We start from the raw sequence: 25,243 nt of genomic DNA, 5'->3' as shown, positions 1-25,243 counted from the left end.
ATGTAAACTTAATATTTACTATACCATGATAAACACTAATATAAAGTCTGTATTGGAATTGCTGCAGACTTTTTCAACGGAGGAAAAATGTATCGATTATCTAGAACAGATGAGATGGGGAGGGGTAATAGAAAGCCCTTTCGATTCTGAATCTCAGGTATATAAATGCAGTAAAAACCGATACAAATGCAAAAATACAGGGAAATATTTCAATGCCAAAACAGGATCTATGTTTGAAAATTCTAAGATTAGTCTGCAAAAATGGTTTCTGGCAATATGGCTGATAACTTCTCATAAAAAAGGAATAAGCTCTCTTCAGCTGGCAAAAGATATAGACGTCACCCAAAAAACAGCTTGGTTTATGTTGCAAAGAATACGCGCTTGTTTTGGAATTGAAAATCATAATGAGTTAGAAGGAACCGTAGAATGTGATGAAACTTTTATCGGTGGAAAAAATAAGAACAGGCACAAGAATAAAAAAGTAAAAAACTCTCAGGGGAGAAACTATAAGGATAAAGTTCCGGTGATGGGAATGCTGCAAAGAGGTGGTAAAATGAATGCTTTTGTAGTGGATGATACAAAAAAAGTGAGCATACAGCCTCTGATTTATAAATATATTCCCATTAAAAACACAAGAGTTATTAGCGATGAATGGTGGGCTTATGACGGATTGTATGAAACTTATGATCATAAAATAGTCGATCATTCTAAAAAAGAATACGTAAATCAGGAAGATAGCAGTATTCATACAAATAATATAGAGGGATCTTGGAAGATATTGAAAAACTCGCTGAATGGAACATATAATCATGTATCGAAAAAGCATCTTCAGAAGTATGTAGATGAATTCATCTATAAATTTAATTTGAGGGAGACGTCAAATAATGATAAGTTTAAATATTTTCTAACAAACAGTGAGGTAAGAACCAGATATAAAGATTTAATTCTGGATAAGGATTAAAATAATTAATTTTAAGTCATATTTCTATTTTATTTTTTAAATTGAAAAGTCGGGATTGGTTAATTTCTTAATAATAAATGAAGATATAGGTGTTAAATCATAAATTAATATTTTAATTTTTTTCATTTTTGCAGTTGTTAGCAAATTATATCCTAAAAAGTTTTAATTTAATATAATTTATGATAATCTAATGACTTATAAAATGACACCAAAACTATTAAAATATAAAAACGTTAAAAGTATTACTGATAAAGGAAGTACATACTTTGATATTGTTGATATCAAGAAAAATCATCCTGACTTAAAAATTGATACAGATAAAGTTACATTGATAAATAATATTAAAGTAATTAAAGCGAAGTACGTTTCAGAATGTACGGAGTTTGATAAGAACATTAAAAATGTCTTCAAAAAGAAAATATAAATTCACATAGTGTAGAATTGTATATACTTGCCTAAGCTAATAACCACGGTAATAAATATTTAACCATATAGTGAATTTTTTAAGTATTTTTAAGTTCAAAGTATTGTTTTTTATTTTAAAATTTGTTAAAATTGTACCCATAAATATGTAATATAGAAATGAGAAAGTTGTTCAGAGATCTTATTACACATTTAATGAGAAAAAGATAACAAAATTACTTCCCAAGATGCGATTTTTTCAGTCGCATCTTTTTTTATGACAACTATCATTTGTCATTCTTCATGATCTCCAGTACTTTTGCGCTCACGAAACTAACTGAGAATAAAACTGATTATGATTAAAAAAATACTTCCTGTTTTTCTTGTAGGAACTTTCTGCTTTACGCACGCACAGGAAAAATCTACCGATATTGAAACAATTGAGGTTCAGGGAAAACTTATTTCAACCCCTTACAAAACGGCAAACCAGAATATTACCATCATTACAAGAGAAGAAATCATCAATTCTCCTGCAAAAAGTATCGACGAAATTCTTCAGCAGGTTCCGGGAATGGATATCAGAAGGAGAGGAGCCAATGGAGTACAGAGTGATATCGGTTTTCGAGGAAGCTCTTTTGAGCAGGTTCTTCTGCTTTTAAACGGAATCCGTATGAACGATTCTCAAACCGGACATAACTCTATGAATCTTCCCGTTGATCTTGATGATGTGGAGAGAATTGAAGTAATAAAAGGTCCTGCAGCAAGAAGATTCGGGCAGAATGCCTATGCCGGAGTGATTAATGTGATCACCAAAACGAATCCCGGAAAAAGAGTAAAAATAAGTGCAGAAGGCGGAGATTACGAAACATATGGCTTTGGCGTAAACGCTCAGCTTGGAAATGAAAAATTCTCCAACTCTTTGCAGGCAAATTCTGCCGGTTCACAGGGATATATGTACAATACGGATTACGAGATCAGAAATGTATTTTATCAGAGTAAACTGAATATAAAAGACGGTGACATCAGACTTCAGGCTGGTTTTTCAGAGAAAAAATTCGGGGCAAACGGTTTTTATGCATCGAAAGCAGCTACGGAACAGTATGAAGAAACGCAGGCTTCAATTGTAAGTTTGGCACATCAGCAAAGATTTGGCAAGATGAAGCTCAGTTCAAATGTATACTGGAGAAGGGGGCAGGATATGTATCTTTTCAACAGACAGAAGCCAGAAATTTACAGAAATATGCACATCGGAAACAATGTAGGAGGAGAAGTTAATTCTACTTACGAATGGGGATTTGGAACTACAGGAATAGGGGTAGAGCTTCGAAAAGAATTTCTGGTAAGCAATAATTTAGGAGAAAGAAACCGTTTTGTTTCACAGGTTTTCTTTGAACATCATTTTTCTTTACTGGATAAAAAGTTAAATATCACTCCCGGAATTTCCTGGGCAAATTACTCTAAGGAAGGAAATTTCTTTTATCCCGGTTTAGATGTAGGATTTACCTTTAATCAAAACAATAAAATCTACGGAAATATTGCAAAAGTTCACAGGGTTCCTACCTTCACAGATCTGTATTATGTAAGCAAAACCGAGGTTGGAAACCCTACTCTTAAACCTGAAAGTGCGGTATATGCAGAAGTAGGATACCAGTATCAGACGAAAAATATTCTGGCGAAAGTGAGCGGATTCCTTCGTGATTCGGGGGATGCGATCGACTGGACAAAAATTAAACCGAATGATGCGGTCTGGTATGCGCAGAACATTGGAGATACCACCATAAAAGGAATTGAAGCTGAGGTGAATCACAGGCTGAACGAATGGCTGAAATATACAGTAGGCTATACTTATCTGGATAATAAACTGAATCAGCCGGGTAATTTCGTAGCGAGATATGTACTGGATAATTTAAAACATCATTTCATAGCAAAACTGGAAACAAAGTTCCTGAAAAACTTTACCAATGAAGTCGTTTACCGTTACAACGAAAGACTGAATAACGGAAGCTATAATCTACTGGATGAAAAATTAAGTTTTACCAAAAAAGATTTTTCAGTGTACGTTTTGATCAATAATTTAACAAATACTTCATATACAGAAACTTTTGGAGTTCCAATGCCGCAAAGATGGTTCCATATTGGTTTATCGTATACTATTAATATTAAGTAAATGTTAATTAATGATGAATTAAAGTTAATATTACGAAATTGTTAATTCATTTACATTTGCAAAAATTTTTTTAGATGAAACTATTTGTGAGTTTGGGTTTACTTTTAGGGGTTACATTTTTTAAAGCACAGGAACATATTTCCAGCTTCAACGCACTCACCATCACTTACAAATTTCATCCTAAATTTTTCCTTTATCTGGAAGGACAGTCAAGAGGAATTGAAGAATATACATACCCCGATTACTACGAAATTAAAGGAGGATTGGGGTATAATCTTACCAAAAATCATAAACCTTTTATCGGTTTGGGAAGATATGCGACTTATAAAGATCGCTCTATCAACAAAGAAGAGTTCCGGGTATGGTTACAGGACGTAATCGATTTTAAAAAAGGAATTGTAAAGTTTGAAAACAGAATCCGTGCAGAAAAATCATGGTTTTACGAACCTCAGTCTGACAAAAATTCTGAAAGAATGCGTTACCGTTACCGTCTGAATGTAAGTGTTCCTCTTAATGCAAAAGAAGTAAAGAAAGGAACTGTGTTTGCCAATGCATACGATGAGGTTTTCTTTGTAAGTCCTATGAAACCGACTTTTGCAAGAAACAGAGTGTACGTTGGCGGTGGTTATCAGATCGATAATAGTGTGGGAGTTGTTGCAGGATATCTTTGGCAGAGAGAATTCAATGCTTCCTCAAACCAGAATTTTCATTTCCTGTATGTTGCTTTAAACATTAATATCGACGGAACGAAACACCCTGTTAAAACATTTGAATATCCCGGAGCGGATTAATGTACTTTTTCTAGTCTTTTCTGATATTCAATAAGTTCTTCTTTAAAATCGGTATAGATTTTATTGATTGTGATCTGATATTCATTAATCAAAGAAAATAAAACATCCACTTCCTTCTGAATATATTTGTCATGATTGAAATAAATATATTCAGAACTGATGAAATCTTTCATAAGCTGTTTATTTTCAATCGTTAAAAAGTCTTTGTAGGCAGATTCTTCCGTAAAATGTTTCAGGATATCTTTAAACGGTTTTTCGTTCTTTAGTAAAACAGCTCTGTGCTTACGAATTTCTTCCAATGGCAAAGTTACCATCATAAATTCCAGATGAGGGGTGAAATTATTGATAGAATTTTGAAAGACATCAAATTCTGTATCCAGTAAAGCAAATTTTCTGTATTTATCGGCTAAAATTCCTTTTTCCTGATCATCGGCGAGACTGTAAAAGTATCTGAAAACAAGAATGTCATTTTCGAGTAGCTGCTTTTTAAGGATTTCAAGTTCTTCTTTAATTTTCGGAATTAAAAATCCGGCTTCTTTTGATTTGTATAATCTTCCTTTGTAGGTAAAGGTTTTAATAGCTTTCGGATTGGCAACCAGATAATCCAATGTATAGAGATCGCTTTCTGCTCCTGCTTTTTCATAAACCAAAGTAACTTTTTTATCACTGAAAAAATCCTGCTTTTCTGTACCTTCAGTATCATTTATAAGCTCATCAATATTTTCCAGAACAGGATTATGACTTTCGTAATATCCGTTGAATCCCGAACTTATCAGTCTGTAAGGGTATTTTTCATTGTAAAGCTGAAGAAATAGATCATTATCATCAATTATCTTACCCGTACTTTTGATATTGTATAAAGTCAGATATTTACTCGTTAAAATTTTACATACTTCCGAATATCCGCGAATGATATTTTTTGCCAGATTATTGTTTTCCTCAGTATTTTTTGTTTCGTTTTTCCGGATCATTTCAATTCGTTTATCCGTTTCAGGATGATATGACCACTGATCTTCAATTTTTACGTTTGTTTTATTATATCGGGTTATATCTTCAAGATCAACTTTCGGAAGACCATGTTCAAAAAGGTGATTATTTCTTTCGCTGAAAACCTTCATCAGCAAAGTCTGGTTTTCAAATAAATTTTCAGGCAAATATTGGTTGTTACTGTCTGCATAAAACATAAATGCATTGTTGAACGCAGTATTGCTTAGTTCCAGTCTTAATAATGAAGAAGCCTGTTCTTTGGGATTGGTAACGTAAGTCGCCACTGCATCGGCATGAAATTCCATTTCTCTTCGTAAAGAAGCATTGTTTTTAAACAGAAAATCTGAAAACATCTTTAAAATATACTGAAAGACGTTTATAAATCCTACCGAAATAACTCCTGTGATCTGAAATGCCCAATGTCCTGAACCGTGCTTAATAGAATTTTCAAAATCTTTATTGTTATAAACCGTATCAAAAATAATTTTTTCAGCCTGATTCACGTATCCTCCAATTTTCATGCTTCGCTGCGAGAAATGTCCGAATTCATGCGCAAGAACGGTTTTAAGCTCACCAACCGTTAAAGAATTTACCAGTCCGATACCGATGGTAAGATTTTTTTTAACGGGTAAAAACATACTCCAGAACGGAGAACTGTAACTTACACTTGCGTTAACTTCCGGCGACAAAAAAACTTTTCCGGGTGTGCTTACTTTTGTCTCACGGATAATTTCATCAATGATGCCAAAAAGTTCAGGCTGACTCTTTCTGTCGATTTCTATTAAATGTCTTGTGGTGTACGTATTTTTTTTGAAAATAAATTTAATGAGGAAATAAAAAACAATAAATCCTATACTTATAAGTCCCAAAGCAATAATGACTGTAAAATAATTTGCATATAATGCGACAAGCCTTATCGCTCCATAGCCCAGTAGAAAAATCATCAGCAGAGAGATAAGAATCAGGATAAGGTATATAACAAAGAATAAAGATACCGAAATAACAGCAGAAATCAACTTAGAACGGTAAGTTGATGAAATAGGAGGAAGGTTATTAGTCATTGTGTGTTTTTTATATTTTTCTAATATTTTTCAATCAGATAATGATAGGCTTTCAGGTATTTGTTAAATCTCTTGATGTCTTTTGGAGTAAGTTCCCTGTTTACTCTCCGCAGATCCATATTGTCGCGCAGATCGTTTAATTTTACGGCAACCGCAAGAGGAGAACGTTCGGTTCTTCTTACGAAATCATCATAATCTTCATCAGGATCAAATTTTGTGAGGCAGCTTATCGCAAAAATAATATACTCCGGAAATCCCTGATCTCTTAAATAATCAAGGCTGAATTCCTGAGGATGATCTTCAACAACATCGTGTAAAACGCCTACAATTTTTTCGTCCATTGTTTTTCCGTATTCCATTACCCGCATAACGTGTGCAATGTATGGAGCGTGATATTTGTCGGTTTGTCCTTTATGTGCCTTATCGGCTATTTTTATTGCCCGGTGGAGCATTTCTTCTTTTGTCATTTTTTGTAAAGTAGATTACAAAAATAAAAAATGCCTCAAAACTATGAGACATTTTACAAAAATTATTTTAGGATATCTTTTTAATCGAGTTCTTCTTCCACGGAGGCGTTTGGCGCATTGTTTTTTACAGATTCAATGCCTTTTTCCATGCCGTTGTCAGATTCATACATCTGGCTGCTTCCGATAACCTGTCCGTTGGTAGCTTTCAGATTAAAATAAAAACGATCGTCTTTTGCGGTAAGTCTTTCAAATTTAGAGTCGTCCTGAGAGTTTTTTCTTACCGACTCAATACCATTCTGGCAACCGGCTTTAGAACTGTAGCCTTCGCTGGAAAGGATAACCTGTCCGTTTGCGGCTTTTAAATTAAATTGAAATTCACCGTTTTTTCTTGTAGAAATAATAAATTTTCCCATGTGTATAATTTTAAGATTTGTTTATTTTGATGATGACGGAGCCTGTTTTGCGATCTCTTCTTTTTCCGGAATTTCCGGAGAGATGGAATTCAGCATTCTGTACTCATTTTTATCCTGTCTTTGATCTTTTAGGCTGGAATATACTGTACCTTCTTTGGGTTTTGCAGAAGGCATTTTATACAGATTTTTTTTATCTGTTTTTTGCAGGGGCTGGATCTCTTTAGAATCAATTTTATAAATTCCGGCAGAATCTGTTCTTGGAATTAATTGTTTTCTGATCTTTTGCTGAGCTGTAAGTGATGCTGAAAACAATAGAATTGCTAATAATGTTATTTTCATTTTTTTGTATTTTCGTTAAAAGTATAAAAAATAATTGAATTTTAAAATGGTTAAAAATAATATTGAAAAGACAATTGAATATTATTTTTTATTACTTCCAAAATATTTTAATAAAAAAATCCCGAAATTATTTTCGGGATTTTCTATTGCATCAAACTATTTTTAATAGTTTCCTTTTTCAATAAAATGAGCTGCCACTTTTTCTGTTAATGCAACCACATTAGGATGGTTATTATACTTCGTGAATCTTCTTAATCCTGAAAGCATCATTCTCTGCTCGTCACCTTCTGCAAAAGAAACAATTCCTTCTTTTGCTGCCACGATGATTTTTTCAACTGCTTTGTAAAGGTTTAGCTGAGCCATTGCAGCTTCCACAGAATCAGGAGAGAAGTGTTTTTCTGCTCTTAAAACTGCAGATTCTGCCATATAGATCTGATTAAGAATTTCGGAAGCGTTTAACAATAAATGCTGCTGTTTCTCAATATCCATCATGTATTTCTGAAGCGCTGCTCCGGAAACCATTAAGAATACTTTTTTAAGATTCGCAATAATGGCTTTTTCTTCGCTCATAAACGCTGAATAATCCGGAACTTCGAATGAAGGAATTCCCATCAGTTCTTTGCTGATCGCCATTGCCGGAGATAATAGATCCAATTCTCCTTTCATCGCTTTCTTGATGAGCATTCCAACCGATAATAATCTGTTGATTTCGTTGGTTCCTTCGTAAATTCTTGAAATTCTTGAATCTCTCCATGCTGCTTCCATCGGAGTATCTTCAGAGAATCCCATTCCTCCGTATACCTGAATTCCTTCATCGGCAGTATGCTGCGCAAGATCTGAAACGAAAACTTTAAGAATTGAACATTCAACCGCGAATTCCTCAACTCCTTTCAGTTCTGCTGCCTGATGATCCATTCCTCCAGCAACCAGTTCATCAATTTTATCCTGAATATTTTTTGCTGCTCTGTAAGATCCTGCTTCACTCACGAAAACTCCGGTTGCCATTTCAGCAATTTTCTTTCTGATCGCCCCGAAAGTTGAAATAGAAACGCCGAACTGTTTTCTTTCATTGGAATACTGGATAGAGTGGTTTAAAATTCTTCTTTGTGCATCAAGACAAGCTGCCGCTAATTTGATTCGACCAACATTCAATGCATTTAAAGCGATTTTAAATCCGTTGTTTCTTTCTCCTAAAAGGTTTTCAACAGGAATTTTCATATCATTAAAGAAAACCTGACGCGTAGAAGAGGCACGAATACCTAATTTATGTTCTTCTTCACCAAAAGTAAGGCTTTCAGGATTTTCTAATTCTGAACGGTTAATGACGAAACCTGTAATGTTTTTATCATCGTCAATTTTGGCAAACAAAGTAAAAGTATCTGCAAATCCTGCGTTGGAAATCCACATTTTCTGTCCGTTAATAATGTAATGTTTTCCGTCTTCAGACAATTTTGCTCTTGTTTTCCCTGAGTTTGCATCAGAACCGGCATCCGGCTCAGTAAGGCAATAAGCTCCGAATTTTGTTCCCGCAGCTAAGTCTGGAAGATATTTTTGTTTCTGAGCTTCTGTTCCGTAAAGAACGATTGGAAGGGTACCGATTCCTGTATGCGCTCCATAAGCTGTTGCCAATGAACCTGTAACTCCGGAAATGTAATCGCAGGCAAGCATGGTTGTTACGAATCCCATTCCCAGACCTCCATAATTTTCAGGAACAGCAATTCCCAATAATCCCATTTCTCCAAGTTTACGCATTACTTCTTCGGTAAATGCATAATCTTTTTTCTCGAAACGTTCTTTTTGCGGAACTACTTCTCTGTCTATAAATTCTTTCGCAGAATCGCGAAGCATTTTTTGTTCTTCATTCAGTTCTTCAAGACTGAAAATTTCTTTTGCAGGAATTTCTTTAATTAAGAATTCTCCTCCTTTTACTATATTTCCCATTTAATATTTGATTTTTTTCTTTTTTAGTATTAAATTATTTTTTTATTTCGAACATATCTGGATGTAATAAAGAATATTTTACCTTAATTTTTTGGTTTCTTTTATACATTCCATTTTCATTTCTCAACTCAAATTCGAAGTCTTTATTTTCAATTTTGTAGTTTAAATATGCAACAGGTCTTTTTCCATATCTTAATGGAATACTGTCAAGTCTTGAAATTATTCCTACAACTCTATTTGTCTCAGAAGAATCCAGAAATCTTTTTTTTCTTTGTTTTGATAGTTCAAAAGAGATTATTAGTGTAGCAAATAGCAAAACCAACAAAGTAACTATCGATATAGCGCTTAAAAAGACATATTTAATTTTTTTCCACGGTTGGAAAAAGAAATTTCCAGGATTTTCTCCAACGATTCTTTCATAAGTTGACAATGTAAGTCCAATATAGCTAAACATGAGCAGTAGAAAAAGTATTATTGGTATCCCAACACTATTATTATACTCGTAGTTGTACCCAAAAAAGTATATTAATGTTACTATTAAAATTATAATAGTAGTTGAAACTTTTTTTCCTGTTGACATTCAGTTTCATTCTAAAGAAGTTCGAATATACTCGCTGCTCCCTGTCCTGTTCCAACGCACATTGAAACCAAACCATATTTATTTCCGCGTTTTCTCATTTCGTCAAGAAGCTGAACCGTTAATTTTGTTCCGGTACATCCAAGAGGGTGACCTAAAGCAATTGCACCACCGTTTACATTTAAAATATCAGGATTTAAGCCTAATTCCTTTTTGATCGCTACTGATTGAGATGCAAATGCCTCATTCAATTCAATTAATTCAATGTCTTTTAATTCCAAACCTGCCTGTTTTAAAGCTTTCGGGATTGCATAAATTGGTCCCATTCCCATAATTCTTGGTTCCAATCCTGCTGCGGCATAAGCAACCAACCTTGCTTCAGGTTCAAGTCCCAATTCTTTTACCATTTCTTCGCTCATGACCATTACGAAAGCAGCTCCATCACTCATCTGGGATGAGTTTCCGGCAGTTACACTTCCTCCGTTGGCAAAAACAGGTCTCAATTTAGCCAGACCTTCTAAAGATGTATCCGCTCTCGGACCTTCATCAACAGAGAAATCAAACTTTTTAGTCTGCATTTTCTGGTTTTCATCCAAAAAATTATATTCAACAGGAATTGGAACAATCTGATTTTTAAATTTTCCTTCCTGATTTGCTTTTAAAGCTTTCATGTGAGATTCAAACGCAAACTGATCCTGTTCTTCTCTTGTAATTTTATATTGTTTGGCAACTTCTTCCGCCGTATAACCCATTCCCCAATAATAATCAGGGTTTGTTTTGGCAATCTGAGTTTCAGGAACCGGTTTGTAACCACCCATCGGAATGTAAGACATCGATTCCGTACCTCCTGCAATAATGCAGTCTGCCATTCCTGCCTGAATTTTTGCAGAAGCAATCGCAATTGCCTCACTTCCGGAAGCGCAATATCTGTTTACTGTAACTCCGGGAACTTTGTCTGTATTTAAGCCCATCAAAGAGATAAGACGTGCCACATTCAAGCCCTGTTCAGCTTCCGGCATCGCATTTCCTACGATAAGGTCATCGATTCTGTTTTTGTCTAATTGCGGAAGTTCAGCCATTAATTTTTCAATTACAGTTGCCGCCATTACATCGGGTCTTGTGAATCTTAAACTTCCTTTTGGAGCTTTTCCAACGGCAGTTCTGAAACCCTTTACTATATATGCTGTTTTCATATGTTTTATTTAATTAAATTTTTTTGAGAATTTTTTGCCTCATAGAGGTAAACTGTTAATAGTTGTTGTTTTTGCTTTGCGGAGCTCCGTAGGAGCGACCTGTTAAATTTCAATCCATTCAAATAAATATTCAGGATCATATTTAATTTCAAATTTTTCCATAAAATCCAGATATTCTTCTTTGAATGTTTTCTTTTTATGATGTTCTTCTTGGTTTAAAATATATTTCACAACTGAATCTATACTGCTTTTAGAATAGGAAAAAGCTCCGTATCCTTCCTGCCAGTTAAATTTTCCATTCATCCATCCTTTCTCGTTAATCAATTTTGATGAACCTGCTTTAATATCTCTTACCAAATCTGAAATTGTAATCGTAGGACTTATACTTACAAGAATGTGTATATGATCCGGCATTGCAAAAACTGCGAATAATTTTTGATTTCTGTTGGAAACAATACCTGTAATAAATTTATGTAATTCTTCTCTGTTTTCTTTTGGAATCAGATTTTGTCTTCCTTTAACCGCAAAAACAATTTGAATATAAATTTGTGTATATGTGTTTGCCATAAAACTAACAGGCCGCCTCTACGAGGCTCAATATCTTTCTAAAATTATTCTGTTATTATCAGTTCGCTCCTACGGAGCTCCCTATTAATTTCTCAACGGTTTACCATTCTGTAACATATACTGAATTCTCTCCAGTGTTTTTCTTTCCCCGCAAAGCTGTAAAAACGTTTCTCTTTCAAGATTCAATAAATATTGCTCCGTTACAACCGTTGGTTCAGAAAGATTTCCACCCACCATTACGTTGGCTAATTTATCTGCAATTTTCTTATCGTGCTCAGAAATATAATTTCCGGTTAACATCTGGTCTGTTCCAACGTAGAACATTCCTAAGGCATCTTTACCTAAAACTTTTACTTTCTGTTCGATAGGCTGAGTATATCCATGTTCTGCTAAGCTTTTTGCCAGCATTTTAGCAGTTTTGATCTGGGTTCTTTTATCTACGGAAACAATATCTTTTCCATGTTCTAAAATTCCCATGTCGTAGGCTTCATAAGCGGAAGTTGCCACTTTACCCATCGCAATATTCATAAAAGCTTCACGAAGTCTGTTGTTTTTCACGTCGTCGCTGTGGAATTCTCTTGATGTTCTTAACGTTAGTTCCTTGGTTCCTCCACCGCCAGGAATTACTCCCACTCCGGTTTCTACCAATCCGATATACGTTTCTGCTGCGGCAACCACTCTGTCGGCGTGCATCGTCATTTCGCAACCTCCACCAAGTGTCATTCCGTGAGGAGCAACCACTACAGGAATAGAGGAGTAACGAACTCTCATCATTGATTTCTGGAAGTAAGCAATTGCCATATTCAGATCATCCCAATCCTGTTCGATAGCCATCATTAAAATCATTGCTAAATTTGCTCCGACAGAGAAATTCGTACCCTGATTTCCGACAACCAGTCCGTCGTATTCTTTTTCAGCTAAATCAATTGCTCTGTTTAAGCCATCCAGAACTTCACCTCCCAAAGAATTCATTTTGGAACGGATTTCAAAGTTGATAATGCCGTCTCCTAAATCCTGTATAGCAGAACCGGAGTTGCTCCACAGCGTTTTATTTTTTCTGATATTATCTAAAATAATGAAAGAATCCTGTCCCGGAATGGTATTGTATGATCCTGAGTTTTTGTCCACATAAATACTTTGTCCTTCTTCATTCACTTTATAGAAAGTCTCAACATGTAGCACCCAGTCTGAAACTTCATAACCTGCTTCTTTTGCCAGTTCGATACCTTTCTGAACGCCTACAGCATCCCAGATTTCAAACGGACCGTTTTCCCAGCCGAAACCGGCTCTCATCGCATCGTCGATTTTGTAAACCTCATCGGAAATCTCAGGAACTTTGTGAGAAACGTAAGCGAATAATGCACCCAAAGATTTTCTGTACAATTCTCCCGCTTTATCTTTTCCTCCAATTAACACTTTAAATCTGTCAATCGGCTTGTCGATATTTTTAGTTAATTCTAAAGTCGCAAAAGAAGATTTGCCCTGAAGTTCGTATTCTAAAGTATTTAGATTTAATCCGTGAATTTCAGATTTTCCTTCTGCATTTTTCACTTTTTTATAGAAACCTCCATCTGTTTTGGATCCTAACCATTTGTTATCAACCATTTTCTGGATGTAATCCGGAAGGGCAAAAACATTGTTGAAGTCATTGGCTTCAGCACCGCTTTGGCGAACACCATTTGCTACCATTACCAATGTATCAAGACCTACAACATCCGCTGTTCTGAATGTGGCAGATTTTGGACGCCCAATTACCGGACCTGTTAATTTATCAACTTCAGAAACAGTCAACCCTAATTTCTGAACATTGTGAAGCAGATCCATCATAGAGAAAACGCCGATTCTGTTGGCGATAAATGCTGGAGTATCTTTTGCTAAAACGGTTGTTTTTCCTAAGAATTTTGCTCCGTAATTCATGTAGAAGTCTATAACTTCAGGAGCCGTATCGTTTGTCGGAATGATCTCTAAAAGAGGAAGATATCTTACAGGATTAAAGAAGTGTGTTCCTGCAAAATAATGTTTGAAATCGTCGCTTCTTCCTTCTGTTAATAAGTGAATAGGAATTCCGGAGGTATTGGAAGAAATCAGCGTTCCCGGTTTTCTGAACTGCTCAATTTTCTCATAAACCGATTTTTTGATGTCCAGTCTTTCAACCACAACTTCAATAATCCAGTCTGTATTTTTTATTTTTGGTAAATCATCATCAAAGTTTCCAACCTTTATTCTGTCTGCGAATTTCGGAGAATAGAGCAGTGCAGGACTTGCTTTCTTGAGTTTTTCAAAGTTTTCGGAAGCGATTCTGTTTCGTACCGCTTTGTCATCTTTGGTCAAACCTTTTTTCTGTTCTGCTTCAGAAAGCTCAAAAGGAACAATATCCAGCAACGAAACTTCTACACCAATATTGGCAAAGTGTGCTGCAATACCGCTTCCCATAATTCCTGAACCAAGAACTGTAACGTGTTTGATTCTTCTTTTCATTTGATTTATTATTTGTAATTGTATTAATTCTTTTGTTTGGTCATTCTAAATGATATGAATAGATTCTTTCTTCGTCAGAATGACATCTTGCAGATTTTATTTTTTGTTGTTTAAGTCGGTTGCAATTTTCATGATTTCGCTCATCACTTCCTTAAAGGTATCAAGCTTTTCAGGAGAGATTTTTTCCATCACTCTTTTGTTGAAATTTACCACAACTTCCTTGGAAAGATTTCTGGAGTTCAGACCTTTATCCGTAAGTTTTATAATGACTTCTCTTTTATCAGTTGTTGTTTTTTCCTTATAGATATATCCGTTATCTTCCAGAAGTTTAATAATTCTTGTAAGAGAAGTAGGTTCAATTGCCATTTTCGGACCCAGATTTGTACTTCTTGTACCTTCTTTAGGATCAATTTTTAGAAGAGTAAGCGCCTGAACCGCCGTCGAATCGTGCTCCTGAGCTAATTCGGTGTACATTTTAGAAACAGCTAACCATGTCTGTTTTAAAATAAGATCTACGTTTTCTATTTTTTCTTTATTGTTATCCATCATTTTTGCCGAATGGTTATACCCAAATTTAGTAAATATTATGCATGCATAATATTTATTTGCGTTAAATTTTGTTAAATAAATGAAGATCAGCAGATTAAATTATATGATAAGCATAATACTATGCATGCATAGTATATGATTTATATAAAAAAAATACGGTATTAATGAATGGTTTTCACTAAATTAACGATTTCTTCAAAAGATTCGCATTGGAAGTTTTGTGAACCGTCATTAATGTTCCAAAAGTTGTCCTGAAACTCAAATTTCAGAGAAGAAAGATCTTTTTGAAAGTTTTTTTGAAGCAAAGAGTACAGCATTTCTTTGTAAGCGTCCGAAGCGATGATTTTTGGTGCCACAAATTTTTCATTGATCTGAAACAATGAAGGATTGATCAATTCATCATGCTGAAGCAGGACATCTTCTACGATTCCGGAAAACAAATCAGCATCTTTTACATACCAGATTTTGTCTGCAAATTCCTTGGCAAGACGCCAGTCGTGAGATGAAAATAGAATTAATTTATTCTGTTCTTTTGCTAATTTCCGGAGTGTTTTGAGAATGATAATTTTATTTTTCTCATCCAGATGAGTCGTGGGTTCATCCAGAATAATGATGGGAGCGTTCTGTGTAATGGCTCTTCCGATAAATGCTTTCTGAAGATTTCCGTCCGACAGATTTTTAAGCAGCGTGTTTTTGTACTGCTCAAGATCGAGTTCTTCAATAATATGCGCAACTTCTTCTCTGTCTTCTTTTTTCAACTCAAAATAAAAAGGATAATAAATGTATTTCCCCAACGAAATTAGATCTTCAACAGTATAATTCTGCGGAATTACCGAACTGGAGAAAACAATGGCAATCTGTTCTGCAATCTCTTTTACGGAAAGATTTTTCACATTCCTGTTATTGATGAAAATTTCACCGCTTAAAACAGGGATCTGATGCAAAATAGATTTAATAAGAGTAGTTTTCCCGACACCATTATTTCCAATCAAAAGGCAGACCTCGCCTAATTTCAGATGAGCAGTTGCATTTGAAATTAAGGTTTTGTGATAGCCAATGTTTGCTTGTTTGATTTGTAGGTGCATTTTTAATTGTAAATAAGAATGATAAATGTGATAAGGGGAATTAAGCTGGAAATAAAATATAAAAATTTATGTTCTTTAGTTTTCCATAAACTATAAGTTCCTAAGATTAATGATCCCAAAAATGTTAATGGCACTGCGATCATTATCCACCAGTTGTGTCCGGATGAATATATCCAATGCTTTTCCTTACTCATTCTAAACATTTTCGAATATTCCAAAAATAAATAACTTAATGCAAACAAGACTATGTTCGCAATTATTAATTGTTTTTGTGTTATTCTTATATTCATATTTTATTTATAAGTTTTTCATGCTGAAATCTTTAGGTTCGACGGAGTCAAAGCATCTCTACAAAGTTAGTTTAGATTCAATATAGATAAAAATTATAATGCATTGTTATTTGCTCCTTAAAAATTGACAATTTTCTTATTGACTTTATTCACTATTTACACTTTATTCTGCTTCAAAAGCATCAGTAAAATTACGGGAATTCCGAAAACGGAGCTTATTACATTTAAAGGAATTTGTGTTTTTTCTGCGATGATGGAGAAAAAAAGCATCATCAACATTCCCAGCATCATGTTTAAAATCCATTGCTGCCAAAGCTTTGCCGGATTATAAATCAGTCTGCTGAAATGCGGAACAATGATTCCGATAAATAAGATAGGACCTAAAAAAGCGGTGATAGAAGCAGAAAGAAGGGAAGAGGCAGCAATAATAAATAGTTTAAGCTGATTCAGATTAACGCCCAGACTTTGTGCGTATGAAGTTCCCAAAGAATTTCCAATCAATGGTTTTATGGTTTTAAAGCAAACAAATAGTCCGATTATTATTAAAACAGATAAAACATAAATCTGATTTCTTGAAACCATATTATTCGCTCCGAAAGACCATAAAATATAGTTTTTAAGACTCTGATCTTCTCCATAAAACTGCAACAGAGAAACAATGGCTCCTGCAAAAGCCGAAACCAGAAACCCAAAAATAATGAGGTACGATTTATCCTGAAATTTTTTGGAAATGGAAAGAAGAATCAGCATAAGTAAAAGACTTCCGCCGATGGCTGCAAAGCTTAAAAAACTGTTCTGAAGAAATTCCGGGATGAGAAGATCGTGCGAAAAAAAGATGTAAAATGCGACAGATAAACTGGCAATGGAAGTAATTCCTAAGATATCCGGTCCGGCGAGAGGATTCTGAAAATATTCCTGCATGAGAAAACCGGAAGTGGGGATCGAAATTCCTGCCAAAAGCATTACCAAAACACGGTTCACGCGTATTTCCGCAATCTGGCTGTTGGAAGATTCTCCCCAAAAGTCCTGAAAATGTAAACTTAAAAATCCTGTATTCAGATTAATAACTGCTGCCAATACAATGGCAATCAATAGCACCAAACACAGGATTTTAAACTTGTCTGACATAAAGTCTGAAGTTTATTTTAATAAAGAATTGATTTTTTCGTTGAGCATTTCCTCAGACATAGATCCTTCAACTTCTTCTGTTTTATCACCTTTTCTGAAGTGGGTAAAAGGAATTCCGTTTCCTTTCCACGTTTTGAAATTGCCGAAAAAAGTATCGTCAAATTTAGATTCGTCTACTAAAACAATATGGTTTTCCAGATTATTTTCTTTGGCAAAGGCAGGAACTTTATCTTTCCAGGCTGCTTTATCAAGAATATCTACAAAAGTAAATTTTACAGGTTTACCCTTTAGTTCTTCTATTTTTTTCTTAAAATGAGGAATTTCCATCATACAGGGTCCACACCAGGTTGCAAAGAAATTGGTAACATATAGAGTATCATTTTTTTTAGATAAATTCTCTACCAGATTTTGTTGAGAAATTTCTTTTAATTCAACTTTTGCAGTTTCTGTTTTATTTAAAACGGTAGTAGAATCTGTTGTTGCAACGCCTTCTTCATTTTTCTGGCTTTCCTTTTTACAGCTCGCGAGTGAAAAAACAACAAGCGTGGATAAAATTATCTTCTTCATAAATTATTTTTTATCTATTTTTGAGTTGAAGTTATGAAACAACAAATCTATAAAGGGAAACTTACACAGTTTCATTGGTTAAAAATAGCGAAAAAGGAAGAACTGACCAAAAATACTTTTTCTCTGGAATTCGAGATTCCGGATAATCTGAAAGAAAATTTCAGGTTTGATGCCGGTCAGTTTGTCAGCATACAATTTCACGCTCACGGTAAGGAAATCATCAACGATTATTCGATGACTTCTGCTCCTTATGAAGATAAAATATCGTTGGGGATCAAAGTTAATTCTCCTGACGGAGCCACTTCACAGTTATTTAAAAATTATCATGAAGGAGATGAGCTTCTGGTAAGCGAGCCCAACGGAAGATTTACCTTAATTTCAAAACCGCATGAATTCAGAACCATTGTAGGATTTGCGGCAGGAATAGGAATTACCCCGATTTTAAGTCATTTTAAAAATATTCTTCATAACGAACCGAGAACAAGGTTGTTTTTATTTTTTGGAAATAAGAATTCGGAAGAATTAGTGTACAGGGACGAGCTTGATCGTTTAGCAAAAACCTACGGCGACAGATTGCAGATTTTTTATTTTTTTTCTCAGGAGAATACCACAAACAGCTTTTTTCATGGGAGACTGGATGATAGAAAATTAAGCTTAATCATTAATCAGATCCTTCATCTGGACGAAACCGATGAGGAGTCTACAATCTGGGATGCGGTGGATGAAGTTCTGATCTGCGGAAAAGGAGAAATGATAAAAACACTTGCCAATGCATGCTATCATCACGGGATTCCGAAAAAAAATATTCATTTTGAGCTTTTTGAAGAATTTAATGACGATATTTATCCTGTAGAAAAAGAATTTCCGTTATTAGAAAACGTTGAACTGGCTTTTAAAATACTTGGAAAAGAATATACTACCGTACTTCCGACCAACGAGGAAAGAATTTTGCAGCAGTTACTTGTACAGAAATTTCAGGTTCCGTATTCCTGCAAATCGGGAATTTGCGGAAGCTGTGAATGTATTCTTGAGGAGGGCGATGTGGAATTGCTTGAAAATGAATATTTAACGGAGAATGAAGAGGAGAGAGGACATATTTTGGCTTGTATGTCGATTGCTAAAAGCAAAAAAATAAAGCTTAACTTTGACCTTAGTTGAGAATAATAAAAAACATATTTAACCTGATATTCATATCAATAGAAATGGGAATTCTGTTGATATGTCTCGCCAATGCGTGGGTTTTTGCGCTTACAGACGGAAGAACCTATACCAAAATTTCAAAAATTCCTCCAAGAGAAGTAGCTTTGGTTTTGGGAACTTCACCCAAAATGAGATCCGGCGTGTCCAATCCTTATTTTACGAAAAGAATGGATGCGGCAGCCTTGCTTTATCATCACGGGAAAATCCGGAAAATTCTTGTAAGCGGTGAAAAAAGCAAAGGATATGATGAGCCTGCTGCCATGAAAAACTATCTTATTTATCAGGAAGGAGTTCCGGAGGAAATTATTATGGAAGATCCGAAAGGCTTTAATACCTATCAAAGTATTCTCCGCTGTAAAGATGTGTATAGAAAAGACAATGTAATTATTGTTTCTCAGGGATTTCATAATCTTCGCGCTTTATTATTTGCCAGAAACAACAGTATGAATGCATTAGGTTTTGATGCGCAGGATGTTACAAAACCTGAAAGTTATTATAGAAATCAGTTTAGAGAAATCCTTGCAAGAACGGTTGCGGTGGTGTATTTCGCTTTGGGAATCTCGCCGGATTAAAAGAAAAGGTGGCATTTATGAGAAATACCACCTGTAAATTTTTAGAAAGGATATCCGAATGCAATATTCAGAGTAGGTTTAAACGGCTGAATGTATTTCAGTCTCCATCTTTCACCTTCGGGTCTGTTGGGTTCGTACATTTTATAGGCTAAATCCAGTCTCAGTTTAATGTAGGCAATATTTACCCTTAATCCGAAACCGCTTCCTACACCAACCTGTCTGATGAATTTGTTGAATTTAAACTCATCTCCATATCCGTTGTTGTAGTTTTTAAGACTCCAGATGTTACCGATGTCCGTAAAAAGAGCGCCTTCATACATATCATTAAAAGGCATCCTGAATTCGATGTTCGTTGTCAGTTTTAAATTATCAGTCATATACGTTCGAACTCTCTCATCCACCTGCGAATCGGCAGGACCTAATCCCCCGAAAGGAACCCATGCTCTGATGTCATTCGGTCCACCGTTGAAATAAGAACGGATGACGGGCATATTGGAAGAGTTTCCGTACGGAATTCCGACTCCGATAAACTGGCGAAGCGCTAAAGTATTGTTTCCGAATTTAAAATATTTTCTAAAATCAAGATCAAATTTCACAAACTGCGCATAAGGAATATTGAAAATGGTTCTTTCCGGACTGGTAACAACACCTCCGTCATTTCTTTTCTGATTAAAAATACTAAAGATATTTCCTGCCAGTTCTACTTTTCCGTTAAAATAAAAAGCATTTGGATAATCTTTTTTCCCTATCTCATTGTAAATAAAATTATAAATGAAAGAAGAAATCAAAACATCCTGAGTCTGTCGGTCTTTATTCACCAAAGTTCCCACAAAAGCTACAAACCGGTCAACTCCCTGCTGATTTAATCCCTGAAGATAGGTCGTATCTTCAATAATGCGCTGCGAAACCTGATCAATCGTCAGTAATCCGGCTTTAAATTCCTGATATACCGATGAGTTGTAAGCAAAATAATCTGCGAAAAACTCTTCACGGATAGCATTATCGTTAACGAAATAATCATAATACGCATCTTTGTTCTTCGTTAAACTCAGTTGCGTATTAAATAAGGTAAGTCTGTGCGTTACTTTATCATTTACCGTTGCCAGATAATTCAGTCCGGTATTAAAGTTAAGTCTTCCCAAACCGATGTTACTCTGATCTGAAACACCCAGAGTAATTGAGGAGGTTGGGCTGTATCTTTTCGGAATTAATTTGTAATAATCGAAAGGCAAAAGCAATCTGGGAAAATTCAATGAAGCCTGCGCCGAGATTTCGTAAGCCCAGATCCTGTTATCGATATTTTTAGGATTTACGATTCGCCCGAAAGTTCCGGAAAGACTGGTTGTAAGGTTTTCCGCCCCTCCAAAAATATTTCTCGTGGTAAGATCGATGGAAGGCGAAACCCCGAAATTCAGGACTTCGGAATAGTTTAAATCTGTTCCCACTTTCAGGTCGTATTTCGGAAGCGGTTTTAACACGTATGTTACATCCACGATGCTGTCATTCGGGCTTGTACCGCCGCCTCTTCTTAAAGAATCTCTGGCTTTCAGAATGCTGAAATTGTTCATTGCCAGAATATTTCTTTTGGTAAGATCGAGCTTTTTCTGATCGTAAACCTGTTTGTTTCCTACGATGATGGCTCTCCAGATCGCACGGGAATCGTAGCTGTTGTCTGTTTTATGAAAACGGATACCTCTTAAGCTGTCTTTTATTGTATTATTTGGAAAATCTTTTGCCTCGTCTACGATGGCAACATCAATATTTCCGATGGTTGCCTGTTTATAAGGACTATCAAGAGAATCTTTGCGGATTTCCAGAACCAGCGGAACCTGTTTTGTGCTTTTAAGAGAATCTGCCACAAAACCTACCTCATCGCCAAGGCTGTTAAAACGGTAATAACCATATTCCCGCATGAGATCATTAATCCTTCCAACTTCTTTCTCCAAAACGGTCTGATCCAGAATTTGTCCTTTCTTTATAAGAGTTTCACGGATTTTCTGCTGATAAAGGCTTTTGATATTTAGATCTGATATGTTGTAATAATAATCCTTAATATAAGTAGGCTGATTGTGCGTAATAAAATAATTAACGGCAGCTTTTTTTGCAGCGGAATCAAGTTCATGCTTAAATTTCACTTCTGCATTCCAATAGCCGCGATACGTCATTCTTTTTTGGATAGATTCAGTACTTTTTGAAGTTTTTGTCTGGTCGAGAATTACCGGTGCGGAACCCCAGTTGTGGTATAACCTGTCGAAAAACAGACTTTTACCCACACTGTTTTTCATGTTGTATTTAATGAATAGAGAATCTCTCAGTTTTTGATTTCTCAGTTCATTAGGATACGTCATGTACTCGTTAAGAAGCGTGTCGTATTTGGGATTGGCAGCATTGTAAAGCCAAAGGCTTAAAGGCATGAAAAGAAGCTGTCTTTTATTGGGCTTTTGCTGTACGTAATCTTTCAGTTCGCCATCGAAGGGTTCTTTCTTATCTTCAAACTGAAAATTGTTTTTTACCAGCAAATATTCGCCGTCCGGAACTTTTTTAGTGGTACTACAAGCATAAAGGAGACCTACAAATGTTGCAAATGATATAATTTTATAATACTTTTGAGGAGAATTCTTATAATGCTTACAGCTCATACAATAAAAATTTTACAGTCTTTAGATAAAAAGAAGTTCAGGCAAAAATACAATTTGTTTTTGGTTGAAGGTAATAAAATCATTCGTGAACTTCCTGATTCCAGATTTAAAATTAAAGAAATATTTTCTACGGATCCGCAAAAATTAGACCGTATGGAAGCTCCGGTAACTCATATCTCTGAAAATGAGTTGAAAAAAATCAGTTTTTTGCAAAATCCAAAAGATTCTGTGGCGGTCTGTTATCTTCATCCTGAAGAAAAAAAAGAGGATAAAAATCTTCAGTTGGTTTTGGATGGAATTCAGGATCCCGGAAATCTGGGAACAATGATCCGTCTTGCAGACTGGTTCGGTATCGAGCAGATTATCTGCAGTGAAGATACCGTAGATTTCTATAATCCTAAAGTTATTATGGCAAGTATGGGATCTTTTACGAGGGTAAATATCGTTTATACAAACCTGACTGAATATTTATCCGAAACAGGAAATATCAACATCGGAACCGATATGGATGGTGAAAATATCTATACTTTCGAAAGACCTGAAAAAATGAATTTAATTTTAGGAAATGAAGGCAACGGGATGCGTCCGGAAACGGAAAAACTACTTCATAAAAGTGTGATGATCCCAAGATTCGGAAAATCGCAATCTACAGAAAGTCTTAATGTTTCAATGGCAGCAGGGATTATTTTAGGACAATTGTTTGGAGGAAGTGAGTAAGAGAGTCGGAGAGTTTGTGTGAAAAAGATCAATAGATAGATCTTGAGATTTAATCAAATATTAAAGGGTTTTAGAATGGGAGCGTAATGAGATTAACTCTTGAACACTCCAACTCTAAAACCCTCAAACTTTAGATAAGCTGTTCCATACTCGAAACACTTTTGTTTTTCTGATACGTTTCAAGTTTCTTTCTTACATATCTTAAGGCGACAGGAGCGAGATAGATCATCGCAGCGCCAATTAATTTATTCTTCCAGTTTGAACTTTTAAAGTTTTTTCTGGCATAATTTCCGACAAATGTTGTGACTGCAAGGTTTATCATAATATCTGCCGCATCTCCTTTGAAGGCAGAATTGGCTATTCCCATTGCTGTATTTTTATTGATCAGGGCACCTTTAATTTCAGAGGTGATCTGTCTGGCAATAACATCTTTTCGCAGAACTACTTTTTCATCACCGTCTTCATCTACTTTTTCCTGAAGGTACTGGTCTGTTAAGCCATTGGTAAAAGCACTTAGGCTTTCCTTGGTATTTTTGAAGGTAAGGAGATCTTCCAGACCGTCTATTTCCTGCTTCAGCAGCTTTTTCTTTCTTCTCAGTTCCTCTAAGCTTTCATATTTTCTGCTCATAGTTTAATGATTTAAAAATTTAATTACCTGATCTGCCACATAATTTACGATTTTCTTTTTAAACAGCACGATAAGAATCATGGTTAAAAGATAGAATGCGGCTACAATAAGGAATCCGTAAGACTGGTCGCCCAATGCTTTACCGATAAGAAAGGCAATTCCGAAGTTGAACAGAATGATGAAAAAACCAAAAGCGACCAGCAAAACCACGAAATAGGTGATCATTCCTGCCGAAAGAGAGGATTTTTCGGTAGCTTCAATTTTCAGGAGATCGATCCTTTTCGAAGCGTATTCTTTAATAGTTTCAATCATTGTTTTTCTTTAAAGTTACAAAAAAAGGAACTTTCGTTTATAAAGTTCCTTCTCATAATTTACCTAAAAAAATAAACTATATTATTATTTTAGATCATTTAGTTCAGATTCTACATTTTTTACTACGTCTGCAGTTTTAGAAACGATCTGATCTTTGTATTTATCATATCCGTCTTTTACGGTGTTTGCAACACTGTTTGCTGTTTCTTTAAAAGTAGAAGAGATGTTACCATACTGGTCTTTTACTTTTTCAGAAACTTCTCCGTATTTATTTTTAGCCTGATCTTTAAGATCGTTCGCTTTTGTTTTAATTTTCTTTCTTGTTTCTTTACCTTCTTCAGGAGCATAAAGCATTCCTAAGATAACACCTGCTGCAGCACCTGCAAGAAGTCCTGCCAAAATACCCGCTGTATTGTTTTTTTTAGACATTTTCGTTTTTTTTAATAGTTAATAATATTAGCTTTTTACTTATGATGAAGTGTACAATTAACATACCAAAGGAGAAAGACATCTATTAAAAAATGTTAAATCTTTTGGATGTGAGATAAAATCTCATCAATAGTTTCTTTCTTAGAAATGTTGGTATTATCAATAACAATGGCATCTTCAGCCTGTTTTAACGGGGCGATTTCGCGTTCGCTGTCTATTCTGTCGCGTTCTATAAGGTTTTCTTTCACCTGCTGTTCATCTGCTTCAATTCCTAAAGAAATCAGTTCCTGATAACGTCTTCTGGTTCTTTCATCAATACTTGCGGTAAGAAAAAATTTATATTCCGCATTTGGCAGAACTACTGTCCCGATGTCACGTCCGTCCATAATAATGCCGCCTTTTTCTGCCAAATTGCGCTGAGACTGAAGCAGAAAATCTCTTACTTCTTTCTGTTTGGCAACAAAACTTACATTCTCCGAGACTTCATTCGTACGTATTGCTTTGGAAATATCAATATGATTGAGGAAAAGAACCAGTTCTCCATCAAGATTTTTAAATTCAAGCCCGATCTGATCAAACGAAGAAAATAATTTCTCAAGATCAATGGTTCCGCTGTCATTTAAACAATTCTGAAGAGCAAACCATGTTACTCCTCTGTAAAGCGCACCTGTATCCAGATGAATAAGTCCCAGCTTTGCAGCAATGACTTTAGAAATTGAACTTTTTCCGGTAGACGAGTACCCGTCGATAGCTATTACAGGTTTTTTCATACTGCAAATTTCA

General features: G+C 35.2%; 25 protein-coding genes. 7 read left to right on the top strand and 18 right to left on the bottom strand.

What is annotated here, in order from left to right; all coding sequences use genetic code 11:
• The first annotated feature begins 25 nt into the window (after positions 1-25).
• The 4 genes from BW951_RS02430 to BW951_RS02415 all read left to right on the top strand — a co-directional run bounded on the left by BW951_RS02430 (position 26) and on the right by BW951_RS02415 (position 4,321).
• Positions 26-961, top strand: coding sequence for an IS1595 family transposase (locus BW951_RS02430; RefSeq protein WP_076390323.1), 936 nt, complete (start codon positions 26-28; stop codon positions 959-961).
• 202 nt (positions 962-1,163) lie between these two features.
• Complete coding sequence (locus tag BW951_RS02425) at positions 1,164-1,385, top strand: hypothetical protein (protein ID WP_139326074.1); 222 nt, start codon at positions 1,164-1,166, stop codon at positions 1,383-1,385.
• Positions 1,386-1,718: 333 nt separating this feature from the next.
• On the top strand, positions 1,719-3,530 hold the full coding sequence (locus BW951_RS02420) for a TonB-dependent receptor plug domain-containing protein (RefSeq protein WP_076390321.1): 1,812 nt from the start codon (positions 1,719-1,721) through the stop codon (positions 3,528-3,530).
• A 74-nt stretch (positions 3,531-3,604) separates the two neighbouring features.
• Positions 3,605-4,321 carry a DUF2490 domain-containing protein gene (locus BW951_RS02415; RefSeq protein WP_076390320.1) on the top strand — a complete coding sequence of 239 codons (717 nt, stop codon included), beginning with the start codon at positions 3,605-3,607 and terminating at the stop codon, positions 4,319-4,321.
• On the opposite strand, the gene BW951_RS02410 is transcribed toward BW951_RS02415, so the two are convergent.
• The 13 genes from BW951_RS02410 to BW951_RS02345 all read right to left on the bottom strand — a co-directional run bounded on the left by BW951_RS02410 (position 4,318) and on the right by BW951_RS02345 (position 17,963).
• Positions 4,318-6,369, bottom strand: coding sequence for a M48 family metallopeptidase (locus tag BW951_RS02410; RefSeq protein ID WP_076390319.1), 2,052 nt, complete (start codon positions 6,367-6,369; stop codon positions 4,318-4,320). The two genes, BW951_RS02415 and BW951_RS02410, sit on opposite strands and share 4 nt — an antisense overlap.
• Positions 6,370-6,389: 20 nt before the next feature.
• Positions 6,390-6,836, bottom strand: a complete 447-nt coding sequence (locus BW951_RS02405) for a phosphohydrolase (protein WP_084196341.1) — start codon at positions 6,834-6,836, stop codon at positions 6,390-6,392.
• Between the two features lie 80 nt (positions 6,837-6,916).
• A complete protein-coding gene (locus BW951_RS02400; protein ID WP_076390318.1) occupies positions 6,917-7,249 on the bottom strand; it encodes a YegP family protein in 333 nt (110 codons plus the stop codon).
• A 21-nt stretch (positions 7,250-7,270) separates the two neighbouring features.
• Complete coding sequence (locus BW951_RS02395; RefSeq protein ID WP_076390317.1) at positions 7,271-7,588, bottom strand: hypothetical protein; 318 nt, start codon at positions 7,586-7,588, stop codon at positions 7,271-7,273.
• A 162-nt stretch (positions 7,589-7,750) separates the two neighbouring features.
• The gene (locus BW951_RS02390) at positions 7,751-9,529 is read right to left on the bottom strand and encodes an acyl-CoA dehydrogenase family protein (protein ID WP_076390316.1); all 1,779 of its coding nucleotides are present in this window, start codon (positions 9,527-9,529) and stop codon (positions 7,751-7,753) included.
• Between the two features lie 34 nt (positions 9,530-9,563).
• Complete coding sequence (locus tag BW951_RS02385) at positions 9,564-10,109, bottom strand: hypothetical protein (RefSeq protein ID WP_076390315.1); 546 nt, start codon at positions 10,107-10,109, stop codon at positions 9,564-9,566.
• An 11-nt stretch (positions 10,110-10,120) separates the two neighbouring features.
• Positions 10,121-11,299 carry a thiolase family protein gene (locus BW951_RS02380; RefSeq protein WP_076390314.1) on the bottom strand — a complete coding sequence of 393 codons (1,179 nt, stop codon included), beginning with the start codon at positions 11,297-11,299 and terminating at the stop codon, positions 10,121-10,123.
• A gap of 102 nt (positions 11,300-11,401) precedes the next feature.
• Positions 11,402-11,866, bottom strand: coding sequence for an IS200/IS605 family transposase (gene tnpA / locus BW951_RS02375; RefSeq protein ID WP_076390313.1), 465 nt, complete (start codon positions 11,864-11,866; stop codon positions 11,402-11,404).
• 84 nt (positions 11,867-11,950) lie between these two features.
• A complete protein-coding gene (locus tag BW951_RS02370; protein ID WP_076390312.1) occupies positions 11,951-14,344 on the bottom strand; it encodes a 3-hydroxyacyl-CoA dehydrogenase/enoyl-CoA hydratase family protein in 2,394 nt (797 codons plus the stop codon).
• A gap of 96 nt (positions 14,345-14,440) precedes the next feature.
• Positions 14,441-14,890: a MarR family winged helix-turn-helix transcriptional regulator gene (locus tag BW951_RS02365; protein WP_076390553.1), complete on the bottom strand. Its 450-nt coding sequence runs from the start codon at positions 14,888-14,890 to the stop codon at positions 14,441-14,443.
• 164 nt (positions 14,891-15,054) lie between these two features.
• The gene (locus tag BW951_RS02360; protein ID WP_076390311.1) at positions 15,055-15,978 is read right to left on the bottom strand and encodes an ABC transporter ATP-binding protein; all 924 of its coding nucleotides are present in this window, start codon (positions 15,976-15,978) and stop codon (positions 15,055-15,057) included.
• A 446-nt stretch (positions 15,979-16,424) separates the two neighbouring features.
• On the bottom strand, positions 16,425-17,396 hold the full coding sequence (locus BW951_RS02350) for an iron ABC transporter permease (RefSeq protein WP_076390309.1): 972 nt from the start codon (positions 17,394-17,396) through the stop codon (positions 16,425-16,427).
• Positions 17,397-17,408: 12 nt separating this feature from the next.
• Entirely contained in the window at positions 17,409-17,963 is a 555-nt protein-coding gene (locus tag BW951_RS02345) for a TlpA family protein disulfide reductase (protein ID WP_076390308.1), read from the bottom strand.
• A gap of 33 nt (positions 17,964-17,996) precedes the next feature.
• Here BW951_RS02345 and BW951_RS02340 point away from each other — a divergent pair, with 33 nt between their 5' ends.
• Positions 17,997-19,121: a ferredoxin--NADP reductase gene (locus BW951_RS02340; RefSeq protein ID WP_076390307.1), complete on the top strand. Its 1,125-nt coding sequence runs from the start codon at positions 17,997-17,999 to the stop codon at positions 19,119-19,121.
• Complete coding sequence (locus BW951_RS02335; RefSeq protein ID WP_084196340.1) at positions 19,118-19,735, top strand: SanA/YdcF family protein; 618 nt, start codon at positions 19,118-19,120, stop codon at positions 19,733-19,735. Before BW951_RS02340 ends, BW951_RS02335 begins: the two co-directional genes overlap by 4 nt.
• A gap of 41 nt (positions 19,736-19,776) precedes the next feature.
• On the opposite strand, the gene tamL is transcribed toward BW951_RS02335, so the two are convergent.
• Positions 19,777-22,374, bottom strand: a complete 2,598-nt coding sequence (gene tamL / locus BW951_RS02330; RefSeq protein ID WP_076390306.1) for a translocation and assembly module lipoprotein TamL — start codon at positions 22,372-22,374, stop codon at positions 19,777-19,779.
• Here tamL and BW951_RS02325 point away from each other — a divergent pair.
• Positions 22,360-23,091 carry a TrmH family RNA methyltransferase gene (locus tag BW951_RS02325; protein ID WP_076390305.1) on the top strand — a complete coding sequence of 244 codons (732 nt, stop codon included), beginning with the start codon at positions 22,360-22,362 and terminating at the stop codon, positions 23,089-23,091. The genes tamL and BW951_RS02325 overlap by 15 nt on opposite strands.
• Before the next feature lie 130 nt (positions 23,092-23,221).
• Here the strand turns inward: BW951_RS02325 and BW951_RS02320 are convergent, their stop codons facing one another.
• The 4 genes from BW951_RS02320 to cmk form a co-directional block, all read right to left on the bottom strand.
• Positions 23,222-23,719 (bottom strand): phosphoribosyl-ATP pyrophosphatase, encoded by a 498-nt coding sequence (locus BW951_RS02320; RefSeq protein ID WP_076390304.1) that lies wholly within the window; start codon positions 23,717-23,719, stop codon positions 23,222-23,224.
• Positions 23,720-23,722: 3 nt separating this feature from the next.
• On the bottom strand, positions 23,723-24,031 hold the full coding sequence (locus tag BW951_RS02315; RefSeq protein ID WP_076390303.1) for a phage holin family protein: 309 nt from the start codon (positions 24,029-24,031) through the stop codon (positions 23,723-23,725).
• A gap of 84 nt (positions 24,032-24,115) precedes the next feature.
• The gene (locus tag BW951_RS02310) at positions 24,116-24,460 is read right to left on the bottom strand and encodes a YtxH domain-containing protein (protein WP_076390302.1); all 345 of its coding nucleotides are present in this window, start codon (positions 24,458-24,460) and stop codon (positions 24,116-24,118) included.
• Between the two features lie 95 nt (positions 24,461-24,555).
• Positions 24,556-25,230 (bottom strand): (d)CMP kinase, encoded by a 675-nt coding sequence (cmk, locus tag BW951_RS02305; RefSeq protein ID WP_076390301.1) that lies wholly within the window; start codon positions 25,228-25,230, stop codon positions 24,556-24,558.
• Positions 25,231-25,243 lie beyond the last annotated feature (13 nt).

This window comes from Chryseobacterium gambrini (assembly GCF_900156825.1).
GTDB lineage: Bacteria > Bacteroidota > Bacteroidia > Flavobacteriales > Weeksellaceae > Chryseobacterium > Chryseobacterium gambrini.
The sequence above is the reverse complement of the archived record's forward strand: the minus strand, read 5'-3'. Positions and strand labels throughout refer to the sequence as shown.

Bases quoted from the DNA above. Each gene is read 5' to 3' on its own strand.
- BW951_RS02370 (WP_076390312.1), bottom strand. From the start codon at position 14,344: ATGAAAAGAAGAATCAAACACGTTACAGTTCTTGGTTCAGGAATTATG.
- BW951_RS02325 (WP_076390305.1), top strand. From the start codon at position 22,360: ATGCTTACAGCTCATACAATAAAAATTTTACAGTCTTTAGATAAAAAG.
- BW951_RS02385 (WP_076390315.1), bottom strand. From the start codon at position 10,109: ATGTCAACAGGAAAAAAAGTTTCAACTACTATTATAATTTTAATAGTA.
- BW951_RS02380 (WP_076390314.1), bottom strand. From the start codon at position 11,299: ATGAAAACAGCATATATAGTAAAGGGTTTCAGAACTGCCGTTGGAAAA.
- tamL (WP_076390306.1), bottom strand. From the start codon at position 22,374: ATGAGCTGTAAGCATTATAAGAATTCTCCTCAAAAGTATTATAAAATT.
- BW951_RS02405 (WP_084196341.1), bottom strand. From the start codon at position 6,836: ATGACAAAAGAAGAAATGCTCCACCGGGCAATAAAAATAGCCGATAAG.
- BW951_RS02430 (WP_076390323.1), top strand. From the start codon at position 26: ATGATAAACACTAATATAAAGTCTGTATTGGAATTGCTGCAGACTTTT.
- BW951_RS02315 (WP_076390303.1), bottom strand. From the start codon at position 24,031: ATGATTGAAACTATTAAAGAATACGCTTCGAAAAGGATCGATCTCCTG.
- BW951_RS02345 (WP_076390308.1), bottom strand. From the start codon at position 17,963: ATGAAGAAGATAATTTTATCCACGCTTGTTGTTTTTTCACTCGCGAGC.
- BW951_RS02360 (WP_076390311.1), bottom strand. From the start codon at position 15,978: ATGCACCTACAAATCAAACAAGCAAACATTGGCTATCACAAAACCTTA.
- cmk (WP_076390301.1), bottom strand. From the start codon at position 25,230: ATGAAAAAACCTGTAATAGCTATCGACGGGTACTCGTCTACCGGAAAA.
- BW951_RS02395 (WP_076390317.1), bottom strand. From the start codon at position 7,588: ATGAAAATAACATTATTAGCAATTCTATTGTTTTCAGCATCACTTACA.
- BW951_RS02320 (WP_076390304.1), bottom strand. From the start codon at position 23,719: ATGAGCAGAAAATATGAAAGCTTAGAGGAACTGAGAAGAAAGAAAAAG.
- BW951_RS02310 (WP_076390302.1), bottom strand. From the start codon at position 24,460: ATGTCTAAAAAAAACAATACAGCGGGTATTTTGGCAGGACTTCTTGCA.
- BW951_RS02390 (WP_076390316.1), bottom strand. From the start codon at position 9,529: ATGGGAAATATAGTAAAAGGAGGAGAATTCTTAATTAAAGAAATTCCT.
- BW951_RS02365 (WP_076390553.1), bottom strand. From the start codon at position 14,890: ATGGATAACAATAAAGAAAAAATAGAAAACGTAGATCTTATTTTAAAA.
- BW951_RS02425 (WP_139326074.1), top strand. From the start codon at position 1,164: ATGACACCAAAACTATTAAAATATAAAAACGTTAAAAGTATTACTGAT.
- BW951_RS02415 (WP_076390320.1), top strand. From the start codon at position 3,605: ATGAAACTATTTGTGAGTTTGGGTTTACTTTTAGGGGTTACATTTTTT.
- BW951_RS02400 (WP_076390318.1), bottom strand. From the start codon at position 7,249: ATGGGAAAATTTATTATTTCTACAAGAAAAAACGGTGAATTTCAATTT.
- BW951_RS02340 (WP_076390307.1), top strand. From the start codon at position 17,997: ATGAAACAACAAATCTATAAAGGGAAACTTACACAGTTTCATTGGTTA.
- BW951_RS02350 (WP_076390309.1), bottom strand. From the start codon at position 17,396: ATGTCAGACAAGTTTAAAATCCTGTGTTTGGTGCTATTGATTGCCATT.
- BW951_RS02410 (WP_076390319.1), bottom strand. From the start codon at position 6,369: ATGACTAATAACCTTCCTCCTATTTCATCAACTTACCGTTCTAAGTTG.
- tnpA (WP_076390313.1), bottom strand. From the start codon at position 11,866: ATGGCAAACACATATACACAAATTTATATTCAAATTGTTTTTGCGGTT.
- BW951_RS02420 (WP_076390321.1), top strand. From the start codon at position 1,719: ATGATTAAAAAAATACTTCCTGTTTTTCTTGTAGGAACTTTCTGCTTT.